This window comes from Pseudomonas sp. SWRI92 (assembly GCF_014268685.1).
Lineage (GTDB): Bacteria > Pseudomonadota > Gammaproteobacteria > Pseudomonadales > Pseudomonadaceae > Aquipseudomonas > Aquipseudomonas marvdashtae.
Window position 1 is genome coordinate 170,995 of record NZ_JABWQY010000002.1, and the last position, 13,366, is coordinate 184,360.

The 13,366-nt window shown below is 57.7% G+C and carries 15 protein-coding genes; all 15 read right to left on the minus strand.

Features of this window, described 5'->3' with window-relative positions; all coding sequences use genetic code 11:
- Window positions 1-21: 21 nt before the first annotated feature.
- Window positions 22-1,566, minus strand: a complete 1,545-nt coding sequence (gene atpA / locus HU762_RS04080; protein ID WP_186611298.1) for a F0F1 ATP synthase subunit alpha — start codon at window positions 1,564-1,566, stop codon at window positions 22-24.
- A 21-nt stretch (window positions 1,567-1,587) separates the two neighbouring features.
- The gene (locus HU762_RS04085) at window positions 1,588-2,124 is read right to left on the minus strand and encodes a F0F1 ATP synthase subunit delta (protein ID WP_003187192.1); all 537 of its coding nucleotides are present in this window, start codon (window positions 2,122-2,124) and stop codon (window positions 1,588-1,590) included.
- Window positions 2,125-2,136: 12 nt separating this feature from the next.
- The gene (locus HU762_RS04090; RefSeq protein ID WP_047230097.1) at window positions 2,137-2,607 is read right to left on the minus strand and encodes a F0F1 ATP synthase subunit B; all 471 of its coding nucleotides are present in this window, start codon (window positions 2,605-2,607) and stop codon (window positions 2,137-2,139) included.
- 58 nt (window positions 2,608-2,665) lie between these two features.
- A complete protein-coding gene (atpE, locus tag HU762_RS04095) occupies window positions 2,666-2,923 on the minus strand; it encodes a F0F1 ATP synthase subunit C (RefSeq protein WP_003097235.1) in 258 nt (85 codons plus the stop codon).
- 132 nt (window positions 2,924-3,055) lie between these two features.
- Complete coding sequence (gene atpB / locus HU762_RS04100) at window positions 3,056-3,925, minus strand: F0F1 ATP synthase subunit A (RefSeq protein WP_186633319.1); 870 nt, start codon at window positions 3,923-3,925, stop codon at window positions 3,056-3,058.
- Between the two features lie 16 nt (window positions 3,926-3,941).
- Window positions 3,942-4,349, minus strand: coding sequence for a F0F1 ATP synthase subunit I (locus tag HU762_RS04105; protein WP_186611296.1), 408 nt, complete (start codon window positions 4,347-4,349; stop codon window positions 3,942-3,944).
- A gap of 148 nt (window positions 4,350-4,497) precedes the next feature.
- Window positions 4,498-5,370 (minus strand): ParB/RepB/Spo0J family partition protein, encoded by an 873-nt coding sequence (locus tag HU762_RS04110; protein WP_003187197.1) that lies wholly within the window; start codon window positions 5,368-5,370, stop codon window positions 4,498-4,500.
- Window positions 5,371-5,379: 9 nt separating this feature from the next.
- Entirely contained in the window at window positions 5,380-6,177 is a 798-nt protein-coding gene (locus tag HU762_RS04115) for a ParA family protein (protein WP_186633322.1), read from the minus strand.
- 18 nt (window positions 6,178-6,195) lie between these two features.
- Complete coding sequence (gene rsmG / locus HU762_RS04120) at window positions 6,196-6,831, minus strand: 16S rRNA (guanine(527)-N(7))-methyltransferase RsmG (protein ID WP_186634407.1); 636 nt, start codon at window positions 6,829-6,831, stop codon at window positions 6,196-6,198.
- A 5-nt stretch (window positions 6,832-6,836) separates the two neighbouring features.
- The gene (gene mnmG, locus HU762_RS04125; RefSeq protein ID WP_186633325.1) at window positions 6,837-8,735 is read right to left on the minus strand and encodes a tRNA uridine-5-carboxymethylaminomethyl(34) synthesis enzyme MnmG; all 1,899 of its coding nucleotides are present in this window, start codon (window positions 8,733-8,735) and stop codon (window positions 6,837-6,839) included.
- 557 nt (window positions 8,736-9,292) lie between these two features.
- Entirely contained in the window at window positions 9,293-10,663 is a 1,371-nt protein-coding gene (gene mnmE / locus HU762_RS04130) for a tRNA uridine-5-carboxymethylaminomethyl(34) synthesis GTPase MnmE (protein ID WP_186633328.1), read from the minus strand.
- Window positions 10,664-10,742: 79 nt separating this feature from the next.
- Window positions 10,743-12,425: a membrane protein insertase YidC gene (gene yidC / locus HU762_RS04135; protein ID WP_186633331.1), complete on the minus strand. Its 1,683-nt coding sequence runs from the start codon at window positions 12,423-12,425 to the stop codon at window positions 10,743-10,745.
- A gap of 2 nt (window positions 12,426-12,427) precedes the next feature.
- On the minus strand, window positions 12,428-12,673 hold the full coding sequence (gene yidD, locus HU762_RS04140) for a membrane protein insertion efficiency factor YidD (protein ID WP_010465488.1): 246 nt from the start codon (window positions 12,671-12,673) through the stop codon (window positions 12,428-12,430).
- A complete protein-coding gene (gene rnpA / locus HU762_RS04145) occupies window positions 12,666-13,067 on the minus strand; it encodes a ribonuclease P protein component (protein WP_039593248.1) in 402 nt (133 codons plus the stop codon). Before rnpA ends, yidD begins: the two co-directional genes overlap by 8 nt.
- 16 nt (window positions 13,068-13,083) lie before the next feature.
- Window positions 13,084-13,218 carry a 50S ribosomal protein L34 gene (gene rpmH / locus HU762_RS04150; protein ID WP_003213577.1) on the minus strand — a complete coding sequence of 45 codons (135 nt, stop codon included), beginning with the start codon at window positions 13,216-13,218 and terminating at the stop codon, window positions 13,084-13,086.
- Window positions 13,219-13,366: the final 148 nt, after the last annotated feature.

Below are 13,366 nucleotides of genomic sequence, written 5' to 3' on the forward strand. Positions count from 1 at the left end.
CCTTGCGACTCCCGCTGCGGCTTACCAGGTTTGGGTGGCCTTGAACTTCTCGATACCGGCTTTCATGCCAGCGTCGATTTCGTCATTGAAGTCACCCTTCACGTTGATCTTCGCCATCAAATCGGCGTGATCGCGGTTGAAGTAAGCAATCAGCGCTTGTTCAAAGCTGCCGACCTTGGCGATTTCAACGTCAGTCAGGAACCCACGTTCAGCGGCATACAGCGACAACGCCATGTCAGCGATCGACATAGGAGCGTATTGCTTCTGCTTCATCAGCTCGGTAACGCGCTGACCATGCTCAAGTTGCTTACGGGTCGCTTCGTCCAGGTCAGAAGCGAACTGGGCGAATGCCGCCAGTTCACGGTACTGAGCCAGAGCGGTACGGATACCACCGGAGAGCTTCTTGATGATCTTGGTCTGAGCGGCACCACCCACACGGGATACCGAAACACCGGCGTTCACAGCAGGACGGATGCCCGAGTTGAACATGGCCGATTCCAGGAAGATCTGACCGTCGGTGATGGAAATCACGTTGGTCGGAACGAACGCGGAAACGTCACCAGCCTGGGTTTCGATGATCGGCAGGGCGGTCAGGGAACCGGTCTTGCCAGTCACTGCGCCGTTGGTGAACTTCTCTACGTAGTCTTCCGAAACGCGGGATGCGCGCTCCAGCAGACGGGAGTGGAGATAGAACACGTCGCCTGGGTAGGCTTCACGGCCTGGTGGACGGCGCAGCAGCAGGGAAATCTGGCGGTAAGCCACTGCTTGCTTGGACAGATCGTCATAAACGATCAGCGCGTCTTCACCGCGGTCGCGGAAGTACTCGCCCATGGTGCAGCCGGAGTACGGAGCCAGGAACTGCAGCGCAGGAGATTCCGAAGCACTGGCCGCCACGATGATCGTGTTGGCCAGGGCGCCGTTTTCTTCCAGCTTGCGAACCACGTTGGCGATGGTCGATTGCTTCTGACCGATGGCAACGTAGACGCAGAAAATGCCGCTGTTCTTCTGGTTGATGATCGCGTCGATCGCCAGAGCGGTCTTACCGATCTGACGGTCACCGATGATCAGCTCACGCTGGCCACGGCCGACAGGGATCATGGCATCGACAGCCTTGTAGCCAGTCTGTACAGGCTGGTCTACCGACTTACGCCAGATCACGCCTGGAGCAACTTTCTCGACCGCATCGGTCTCGGTGTTGTTCAGCGGACCTTTGCCGTCAACAGGATTACCCAGTGCGTCGACTACGCGGCCCAGCAGTTCCTTACCAACAGGAACCTCGAGGATGCGGCCGGTGCACTTGGCGCTCATGCCTTCAGCCAGCGACGTGTACGCGCCCAATACCACGGCACCTACAGAGTCTTGCTCCAGGTTGAGGGCCATACCGTAGACGCCGCCCGGAAACTCGATCATCTCGCCGTACATGACGTCGGCCAGACCGTGAATCCGCACGATGCCGTCAGATACGCTGACGACAGTGCCTTCGTTACGGGCTTGGGAGGTCACATCGAGCTTGTCGATGCGGCCCTTGATAATTTCACTTATTTCGGAAGGATTGAGTTGCTGCATTGCTCTGCTGCCCCTTCAAACTCAAGATTTCAATGCTTCGGCAAGTTTCGCGATTTTGCCGCGAATCGAGCCATCGATAACCAGGTCGCCGGCGCGGATTACAACGCCCCCTATCAGGGACTTGTCTTCCTCGACTTGCAGGCGCACTTCCCGGTTGAGTCGTGCACTGAGAACCTTGGCGAGTTTGTCTTGCTGTTCTTGGTTCAATGCAAAAGCACTGGTCACTTCCACGTCTACCGACTTCTCTTGCTCGGCCTTGTACAGGTCGAAAAGAGCGGCGATCTCCGGCAGAAGCGGGAGACGGTCGTTTTCGGCAACGACGTGAATGAAATTCTGTGCCTTGGCATCGAACTTGTCGCCGCACACGTCAATAAACGTGGCGGCCTTTTCTGCGCTCGTCAGTCGCGGGGCCTTGAGCACGCGCTGCATGGTGTCGTCTTGCGACACCGCTGCTGCCAGGCCGAGCATGGCTGACCAATTGGCCAGTTGCTGGTGGGCCTGAGCGTGCTCGAAGGCCGCCTTAGCGTAAGGTCGGGCCAACGTGGTCAGTTCTGCCATGATCGCCCTCGCTTAGATTTCAGCAGCCAGTTTGTTTACCAGCTCTGCGTGCGCATTTTGATCGATTGTGGCACCCAGGATCTTCGAAGCACCGCCAACAGCCAGGGCACCCACTTGGGCACGCAAGGCGTCTTTGACGCTGTTCAGTTCCTGTTCGATCTCGGCTTGAGCCTGAGCCTTCACACGGTCAGCTTCGACGCGAGCCTGTTCACGGGCCTCGTCGACAATCTGGGTACCGCGTTTCTTGGCTTGCTCGATGATTTCAGCTGCCTGAGCTTTCGCTTCGCGCAGTTGCTGACCCACTTTCTCATGGGCCAACTCCAGGTCGCGAGCTGCTCGGCTGGCAGCGTCCAGACCATCAGCGATCTTCTTTTGACGTTCGTGCAATGCCGCAATGACCGGTGGCCATACGAACTTCATGCAGAACAGTACAAAAATCAGGAACGCAACGGACTGGCCAATCAGGGTCGCATTAATGTTCACGCCAACACCTCGCAGTTACGTTGTCCATCACACCAAATTACCCGGAAGATCCGAGTAATCAGCCAGCGATCTGACCAACGAACGGGTTCGCAAAGGTGAAGAACAGAGCGATACCAACACCGATCATGGTTACGGCGTCGAGCAGACCGGCAACGATGAACATTTTCACTTGCAGCATTGGAACCATTTCTGGCTGACGCGCAGCGCCTTCCAGGAATTTGCCGCCCAACAGGCCGAAACCAATTGCGGTACCCAGTGCGCCCAGGCCGATCAACAGTGCAACAGCGATAGCGGTTAGACCAACTACAGTTTCCATCTTTCCTCCCGACTTTTACGTCGTATGGTTTAGGTTTTTTAGATTAAAGCGGTAAAACAAATCGTTTCATCGAGCCCGTTCGGGCCCCTTCCCGTTTGACCGGGAAGGACATCAGACTAGTCGAGACTGGCCTTAATGGTTTTCTTCGTGCGCCATCGACAGGTAGACGATGGTCAGCATCATGAAGATGAACGCCTGCAAGGTGATGATCAGGATGTGGAACACAGCCCACGCCCATTGCAGCACCACGCCCAGGCCGCTGAGCCAGAGCAGGCCGCTGCCGAACATCACAGCGATCAGGATGAACACCAGCTCGCCGGCATACATGTTGCCGAACAGACGCAGGGCCAGAGAGATTGGCTTGGCGATCAGGGTCACGAATTCCAAGAGGAAGTTCACCGGGATCAGCAGGGCCTGAACGAGGACGTTCTTGCTGCCGAACGGGTGCAGGGTCAGTTCGCCGATGAAGCCGCCGATGCCCTTGACCTTGATGCTATAGAAAATGATCAGTGCGAAAACCGACAACGCCATGCCCAGGGTCGCGTTCGGGTCGGTGGTCGACACGGCGCGGAACGGGATGTGCGCATCGCCGGAGATCAGGATGGCCAGCTGAGGAATCCAGTCGACCGGTACCAGGTCGACGGCGTTCATCAGGAACACCCAGACGAAGATGGTCAGTGCCAGCGGCGCAATCACCGGGCTACGGCCATGGAAGCTGTCTTTCACGCTGCCATCGACGAATTCGACCAATACTTCAACGAAGTTCTGCAATGCACCAGGCTGACCGGAGGTCGCTTTCTTTGCCGCCATGCGGAAAAGGAAAACGAAGATCAGACCCAACGCGACCGACCAGCCGAGGGTATCGACGTGGAAAGCCCAGAAGCCCATTTCCTTGGCTTCTGCTGCGGTGTGAGCAAAGCCCCAGCCGCCATTGGGTAGCTGCCCGAAGGTCAGGTTCTGCAAGTGGTGCTGGATATAGCCCGAAGCGGTTGTCTCTGCCATGGTTGCCTCAAACGCCCTAAGGTCTCGAAAGTCTTGTTCTCATTAACAGGGGAGCGAACCAGTTGACCATCTGGGTCAATAGGAACACGCCGAATACAGCCAGCGGCGCCAAAGGCTTCACACCTGCAAACGTCAGTGCAAACAGCACTGCCGTCAAAATCAGTTTCCCTGCCTCGCCGGCATAAAAAGACCGGACGATGGCTTGGGCTGCTCGGGCGCCGGAAAACCGAAATGCCCTGTGAGCGAAGTAAATATTGGGAAGCAAGGCTATCAGGCCTCCGCAAAGACCTGAGTATCCGGCGACGACTCCCTTCCATTGCCAAAGCGCCAACGCGGCGATCAGTACAACGACAAACTGGGCCATCAATACCGGGAAAACTGCCAGACGATGGAACGGCAAGCGGTTTGGCGTGCGTGTTTCCATCGCTTTTGCTCTCCAAGGGTCGGCTGCCGAAATTCAATAACTTGGCATAATTTGTGCCGACAAAATGCGCGCAGAGTATAGGGGCGGTTCTGCCCCTATTCAACCTTCAGGTAGTGATTTCCGACTGCGCGCTACAAGAGCAATTGTTTCAGCGAATGTGCGCAAGCACGCCCTGCAACTCGTCGAGAGAGTTATAGCCGATCACCAACTGACCTTTGCCCTTCTTTCCATGGCGAATCTGCACCGCAGAGCCCAGGCGCTCGGCCAACCGCTGCTCCAGGCGAGCGATATCCGGATCGGTCTTTGGCGCTTCGACAGGGGCCGGTTTCCCGCTCAGCCACTGGCGAACCAGTGCCTCGGTTTGGCGCACTGTCAGGCCGCGTGCGACAACATGTCGCGCCCCTTCAACTTGTTGATTTTCCGGCAAACCGAGCAATGCCCGGGCATGCCCCATCTCCAGGTCACCGTGGGACAGCATGGTCTTGATGACTTCCGGCAACGCAATCAGCCGAAGCAGGTTGGCCACGGTCACCCGGGATTTACCCACTGCTTCGGCGACTTGTTGCTGGGTCAGTTGGAATTCCTGCTGCAAGCGTTGCAGGGCCACGGCTTCCTCAATTGGGTTGAGGTCTTCGCGCTGGATGTTTTCGATCAATGCCATGGCGATGGCGGTTTCATCCGGAACATCGCGGACCATCGCCGGAATGGTTTCCTGGCCAGCCTGCTGGCTGGCGCGCCAGCGACGTTCGCCAGCGATGATCTCGAAACGCCCATTGGCGATCGGCCGGACCACGATCGGTTGCATCACGCCCTGGCTCTTGATCGATTGAGCCAGCTCTTCCAGTGCCTGCGGGTCCATGTCCCGGCGCGGCTGGTATTTGCCACGCTGGATCAGGTCCAGGGGCAGATGCTGCAATTCGCGCTGGTCAGCCTGCACGGCCTGCTCTTCCAGCGAGCTGACTGTGGGGCCGCTGAGCAGCGCATCCAGTCCACGTCCGAGACCTCGTTTCTTGACGGCCATGGGGTTTCCTTAAGTTGGCTGGGCTGCAGCGATGCGTGGCTGACGGCGCTGGCGGCGAACCATCTCGCCCGCCAGGGCCAGGTAAGCCAGCGCACCACGGGATTGTTTGTCATAAGCCAGGGCCGGCATGCCGTAGCTCGGCGCTTCGGCCAAGCGGATGTTGCGCGGAATGACGGTGTCGTAGAGCTGCTCGCCGAAGTGCTCCTTGAGCTGGGCCGATACGTCGTTCATCAGGCTCAAGCGCGGGTCATACATCGTCCGCAGCAGGCCTTCGACCTTCAGGTCTGGATTGAGCAACTCGGCGATGCGCTTGATGTTATCCACAAGGTCGCTCAGCCCTTCGAGGGCGAAGTATTCGCACTGCATGGGGATAATGACCCCATCGGCAGCCACCAAGGCGTTGAGGGTCAGCATCGACAGCGACGGCGGGCAGTCGATCAGAATGTAGTCGTAGTTCTCGCGGACCGGCGCCAGTGCGCTGCGCAGGCGGCTTTCCTTCATCTGCATTTCCAGCAGCACCACTTCCGCCGCCGTCAGGTCACGGTTGGCGGGCAGCAGTTGATAACCGCCGTGTTCAGAGAAATGCATGGCCTGGCCCAGATCGCATTCGCCGATTAGGACGTCGTAGATGGAGTTTTCCAGGCCGTGCTTATCCACACCGCTACCCATGGTGGCGTTGCCCTGTGGATCGAGATCGATCAACAGCACCCGGCGCTTGGTCGCGACCAGGGATGCTGCGAGGTTGATACAGGTGGTGGTCTTGCCCACACCACCTTTCTGGTTCGCTATCGCGAATACCTTAGCCATTCTTGCTTGTGTTCCCAATCATGCCGTGCGGCGCAGTATCAGCAGATGGCGTTGGCCTTGGCAACCGGGTACGGCCAAGGCGTGTTCGCTATCGAGGTGGAAGTCTGCCGGCAATGCTACCAGCTCATCGGCCGGATGAACGCCCTTCATTGCCAGCCAGCGCGTATCGGCATCGCCCAGGTGGCGAGTCCAGTTGCTGAAGTTCTCCATGCTGCTGAACGCCCGGGAGATGATTCCGTTGAACGGCTCGGCAGGCTGGAACGCTTCGACGCGGCTGTGGATAACTTGAAGGTTATCCAGTTTTAGTTCGAGTTTGACCTGGGTCAGGAAGCGGGTTTTCTTGCCGTTGCTGTCGAGGCAGGTCACTTGTGAATCGGGAAAAAGGATCGCCAGCGGGATGCCCGGCATGCCTCCGCCGCTGCCGACGTCCAGCCAGCGACCGTTTTCGATGAAGGACATGATGCTGAGGCTGTCGAGCAAATGCCGCGAAACCATTTCATCCGGATCGCGCACGGCGGTCAGGTTGTAGGCCTTGTTCCACTTGATCAACAGCGCCAGATAACCCAGCAATTGTGCCTGCTGGGCTTCGCTCAGGCTGACGCCGAGTTGAAGTGCACCTGTGGATAACTCTTCAGCGTGTTGCGAGGTGACCATCGAGCTCAAGCGCTTTGCTCCAACTGGCGGCCGGCGCCGCGTTTTTTCAAATGAATCATCAACAGCGAAATGGCTGCCGGCGTGACGCCAGGGATGCGCGAGGCCTGGCCCAGGGTTTCGGGACGGGTCGCACCGAGCTTGCCCTGGATTTCCTTCGACAACCCGGAAATACCGGTGTAATCGATATCCACAGGCAGCTTGGTGTCTTCGCTGGCTCGCAGCCGGGCGATTTCGTCCTGTTGGCGGTCGATGTAACCGGCGTATTTGGTCTTGATCTCGACCTGTTCAGCCACCTGTGGATCTTCCGCGCCCTGGCCGGTCACTTCCACCAGCCCGACGTAATCGATTTCCGGGCGGCTCAAGAGATTGAGCAAGTTGTATTCGTGAGTCAGCGGCGTACCGAATTTCGCCGCGATGGCATCGCCCTGCTCGGTACCGGGACGAACCCAGGTGCTTTTCAGGCGCTGCTCTTCCAGCTCGATGCTCTCGCGTTTTTTGCAGAACGCGGCCCAGCGCACCTCATCCACCAAGCCCAGCTCACGACCTTTTTCGGTCAGGCGCAGGTCGGCGTTGTCTTCCCGCAGGATCAGGCGATATTCGGCGCGGGACGTGAACATCCGATACGGTTCCTGGGTACCCAGGGTGATCAGGTCATCCACCAGCACGCCGATATACGCCTCGTCGCGACGCGGGCACCAACTTTCTTTGCCCTTGGCGCGCAGCGCAGCGTTGGCGCCGGCGAGCAATCCTTGGGCGCCGGCTTCTTCGTAACCGGTGGTGCCGTTGATCTGGCCGGCAAAGAACAGACCGCCGATGACTTTGGTTTCCAGGCTGTATTTCAGGTCACGCGGGTCGAAATAGTCGTATTCGATGGCGTAGCCCGGGCGAACGATGTGGGCGTTTTCCATGCCGCGAATCGATTGCACGATCTGCAATTGCACGTCGAACGGCAGACTTGTGGATATCCCGTTCGGATACAGCTCATGGGTGGTCAAACCTTCCGGCTCGATGAACACCTGATGGCTTTCCTTGTCGGCAAAGCGATGGATCTTGTCTTCGATCGACGGGCAATAACGCGGGCCGACGCCTTCGATTTCACCGGCGGCGGAATACATCGGCGAACGATCGAGATTCGCCGCAATGATTTCGTGGGTGCGGGCGTTGGTATGGGTGATCCAGCAACTGACTTGCCGTGGATGCTGTTCCTTGTTGCCCATGAACGACATCACCGGGATCGGAGTATCACCAGGCTGCTCGGTCATCACCGAGAAATCCACGGACTTGCCATCGATGCGAGGGGGCGTACCGGTTTTCAACCGACCCACACGCAGTGGCATTTCACGCAGGCGCTGGGCCAGCGCGATCGAGGGTGGATCACCCGCGCGCCCGCCGGAAAAATTTTGCAGACCGATGTGGATAAGTCCACCGAGGAAGGTTCCGGTGGTCAGTACCACGGAATCGGCGAAGAAACGCAGGCCCATCTGGGTGACGACGCCACGAACCTGGTCCTGCTCGACGATCAGGTCATCGGCTGCTTGTTGAAATATCCACAGGTTCGGTTGGTTTTCCAGGATTTCGCGGACAGCGGCCTTGTACAGGATACGGTCGGCCTGGGCGCGAGTAGCACGCACCGCTGGGCCTTTGCGGCTGTTCAAAACGCGAAACTGGATGCCGCCTTTATCGGTGGCCATCGCCATCGCACCGCCAAGGGCATCGATTTCCTTGACCAGATGACTCTTGCCGATCCCACCGATAGCGGGGTTGCAACTCATGGCACCGAGGGTTTCCACGTTATGCGTCAACAGCAGGGTTTTTGCGCCCATGCGTGCTGATGCAAGTGCTGCCTCGGTACCGGCATGACCGCCGCCGATGACGATCACTTCAAAACGGGAAGGGAAATCCACCACGCACCTCGTGCCTGCTTTATTCAGGTAATTCAGAAATAGATTTGGGTCGAGTCCTGGGCGTTTTTCGAACCAGGTCGGCAAGTATAGGGACTTCGCCCATCCTAAAGAACCCTTTGCACAAAATTTAACCAGCTGTGGAGAACTGGCGGTTAAAGAAATTAAAAAGAGAGAAATTTATAAAATCTTTGTTTTTATGTTTATTCTTACTGAGCCACTTTTCTGTGGATAAAGCTCTGCAGACCTTAATTTACTTCGTGTACAGAGATTCAAAACCCTGTGGCCATGTGGCAGTGAGGGGCTTGGATAACCGGTGTAAGCCTGTGGATTAAAGGGGTGGTTATCCACAGGGGCGGTTATCCTCAGCTTTGGAGGTGGTTTATCAACCGACCTCAATGGCGGTTATTCACAGGGCTTAATCCACAGAAAAGAGCCGCTACGGAGTCGCAGCAGCGTCCACAGGCAAGCCGCCATCAAGGGCAATCGTTTAAAAAGACAGGACCGGGTTTGCGTTGCGCTCGTTAGGTTTCGAGGGCAAACCCGGTTTTAAAGGCGGACTACTTACCGATGCAGAAGCTGGAAAAGATCCGGCCCAGTAAGTCATCGGAGCTGAAAGCCCCGGTAATTTCCCCTAGGGAATGTTGTGCCTGGCGCAGATCTTCGGCCAACAGCTCGCCAGCCCCCGCCAGGGTCAGCTGCGCGCGACCATGTTCCAAGGCAGCGCTCGCATGGCGCAACGCTTCCAAGTGCCGCCGGCGAGCGCTGAAGCTGCTTTCCGAGGTCTGCTCGTAGCCCATGCAAGCCTTGAGGTGCTCGCGCAGCAGCTCCAGGCCTTCACCCGCCGACTTAGCGCTCAGGCTGATGGTCACGTGCCCGTCATCGCTGACATCCAGGGCAATCGCCTCCCCGGTCAGGTCAGCCTTGTTGCGAATCAGGGTGACTTTCGCCGGATCCGGACGGACCTCGAGGAATTCAGGCCACAAGGCAAAGGGATCGTCCGCTTCCGGCGCGGTGGCATCCACCACTAGCAATACCCGGTCGGCTTCACCGATGGCCTTGAGTGCGCGTTCGACGCCGATTTTTTCCACCTGGTCCTCGGTGTCGCGCAAACCGGCCGTATCCACCACGTGCAGCGGCATGCCGTCAATGTGGATATGTTCGCGGAGGATGTCCCGGGTGGTGCCGGCGATCTCGGTGACGATCGCCGCCACGCGGCCGGCCAGGGCATTCAATAGGCTGGACTTGCCGGCATTCGGTCGTCCAGCGATCACCACAGTCATCCCGTCGCGCAACAATGCACCTTGCCCGGCCTCGCGCAGTACTGTGGATAACTCGTCGCGAACCTTATCGAGCATGCTCAGCACGTGACCATCGGCGAGGAAGTCGATTTCTTCCTCCGGAAAGTCAATTGCAGCCTCGACATAGATGCGCAGGCCAATCAATTGTTCGGTGAGGTTATGCACACGCTGGGAAAAAGCGCCTTGCAGCGAACGCAAGGCGTTGCGGGCGGCCTGTGCAGAACTGGCTTCGATCAGATCAGCGATGGCTTCGGCCTGGGCCAGGTCGAGTTTGTCGTTGAGGAATGCCCTTTCGCTGAACTCACCCGGACGGGCCAGGCGGCAGCCCAGTTCCAGGCAACGCTTGAGCAGCATGTCCAGCACGATGGGACCGCCGTGTCCTTGCAGTTCCAGTACGTCTTCGCCGGTGAACGAATTCGGTCCAGGGAAATACAGGGCCACCCCTTCGTCCAGTACCTGCTGGTCATCACTGAAAAACGGGCCGTAATGGGCGAACCGCGGTTTGAGTTCACGGCCGCTGATAGCATGGGCCGCAACACTGGCCAACGGCCCGGAAATACGGACGATGCCAACACCGCCGCGACCTTGGGCGGTGGCGACAGCAGCGATGGTTTCACGCGGTGCACTCATAAACCGGTATCCAGACAAAAGTGGCAGATAGCAAAACGCCCCACTAGGGGGCGTTTTGTGTGGTTATCCACAGAGCAAGTTACGCCTCGGCTTTTTTCGCAGCCGCTTCGATCTTACGCGTGATGTACCACTGCTGGGTGATGGACAACACGTTGTTCACAACCCAGTACAGCACAAGACCTGCTGGGAACCAGAGGAAGAAGAAGGTGAAGATGATCGGCATCATCTTCATGACCTTCGCTTGCATCGGATCCGGAGGTGTCGGGTTCAACTGCTGCTGGATGAACATGGTCGCGCCCATGATGATCGGCAGGATGAAGAACGGATCCTTGATCGACAGGTCGGTAATCCACAGCATGAACGGTGCCTGACGCATCTCCACGCTTTCCAGCAGAACCCAGTACAGCGCGAGGAACACTGGCATCTGAACAAGAATTGGCAAGCAACCGCCCAAGGGGTTGATCTTCTCTTTCTTGTACAACTCCATCATGGCCTGGGACATTTTCTGCCGGTCATCGCCATGTTGCTCTTTCAGCGCTGCCAGTTTCGGCGCAACGGCCCGCATGCGCGCCATGGATTTATAGCTGGCGGCCGACAGTGGGAAGAAAATCCCCTTGATCAGCATGGTCAGGAAAATAATCGACCAGCCCCAGTTACCGACGATGCTGTGGATATGTTGCAGCAGCCAGAAGATAGGCTGGGCAATGAACCACAGGAAACCGTAGTCCACGGTCAGTTCCAAGCCTGGGGACAACTCCTTGAGCACAGCCTGGCTTTTTGGCCCGGCGTACAGGATGGCGCTGGTTTCGACTTTCGCACCTGGCGCGGCGGTCAGGGCCGGGCCGGTGTAACCGACGATGTAGTTGCCTTTGCTGTCTTTACGCGTCTGGACGAGGTTGTTTTCGCCCTTCTGCGGAATCCACGCTGTTACAAAATAATGCTGCAACCAGGCAACCCAGCCGCCTTGGACGGTTTCCTTGAGCTGCGCCTTGTCCATGTCTTTCATGGACACTTTCTTGTACGGCTCCGAACTTGTCCACAGGGCAGCGCCCAGGTAAGTCGCGGTGCCGGTGGCGGTGCTGGAGGAAGGATCATCACTGGCGTCACGCTTGAGCTGCGCAAACATCGCGCCAGACCAAGGTTGGGCGCTCTGGTTGTCGACCAGATAAGTCACAGTCACGTCATACATGCCGCGCTTCAGGGTGAAACGCTTGATGTAATTGACGCCATCCTTGCTGAACTTCAGGTCGGCGACCAGTTGGTCCTGACCGTCAGCCAGTTGATAAACCTTCTTCTCGGCCGAATAAACCGGACGACCGGCCGGGTTGGCATCCGGGCCGTTGGCGCCGATCAGGCCGCTTTGCGCCAGATAGGTACGCTCGTTACCGTTGTCGAACAACTGGAACGGGATTTCCGGATGGTCCTGGCGACGCGGATACAAAGGCAGCTTCAACTGGGCGACATCGCCACCTTGTGGATCGATTGCCAGCTCGAGCACGTCGGTCTTGATCTGGATCAGGTCCTTGCTGGCCGCCACGGGGGCTTCGGCTGGAGCACTGGTGTCGCTTGCCGCGCGCGGGACATCGTCATTGCTGGCGGTGCTATTGCCAGTTGCTGTATCCGGCAGGCTCGGTGCGGTATTGCTGGCTGCAACATTCTGAGTCGGCAGGGCAGCCTGGCCGTAGTCCTGGTTCCATTTAAGGACCATGACATAGGACACGATTGCCAGGGCGACGATCAGGATCGTGCGTTTGATATCCATGATTACTCGGCCATCGAAGAAGAACGGGAGGTAGGGATAGGCGGAACCGGGTCATAACCGCCGGGATTCCACGGATGACAGCGACCTAAACGACGAAAGGTCAGCCAGCCACCGCGCAGAAGGCCATGATTTTCTATGGCTTCATACGCGTAGCAGGAACAACTGGGGTAGAAACGACAGTGGCTGGCCATCAGAGGACTAATGGCGTAGCGGTAAAACTGGATCGGAACGAGTGCCAGTTTACGCATCGGTACTGTCTACCCCTACAGTTTCGGTGTTGACTGCCGGTGCTGGCTTGTTACGAGCCAGGCGTTTCCAGAGCTTGCCGAAATGCTGAATCAATTCGGGGTTTTCTACATCACCCAAACCTTTGCGCGCGACGATAACAATGTCCCAGCCGACCAGTGAATCCTGGTTCAGGCGAAACGATTCGCGCATCAGACGTTTGAGGCGATTGCGCTGAACGGAGAGCTTTACGCTCTTTTTCCCGATAACCAGCCCGAGTCGGGGGTGATCGAGATCGTTACTGCGCGCAAGGAGCAGGAGATTTTTCCCCGGAACCTTGCCGGTAGGGGAGTCAAAGACTGCCTTGAAATGCCGGGGGGTAAGCAGACGCTTTTCCCGACTGAAGTCCTGACTCACCTCCAGTGCCGGATTATCAAACTGCCAGACGCGCACGACCTTTGGCGCGACGACGCGACAGGACGGCACGACCGTTCTTGGTAGCCATGCGAGCACGGAAACCGTGAGTACGAGCGCGTTTGATAGTGCTTGGTTGGAAAGTACGTTTCATGTCGTGTTACCTGGTTCGTCCACAACGGGCCGGAATGGCCCCCGTTTTAAGAGACCGGGGATTCTAGAGAAAGCAAGCCTCTAGGTCAATTTCCAACCAGCGTTTCCTTTAAATAGATCTCCAGGCGCTTCCCGCGGATTCATCACGC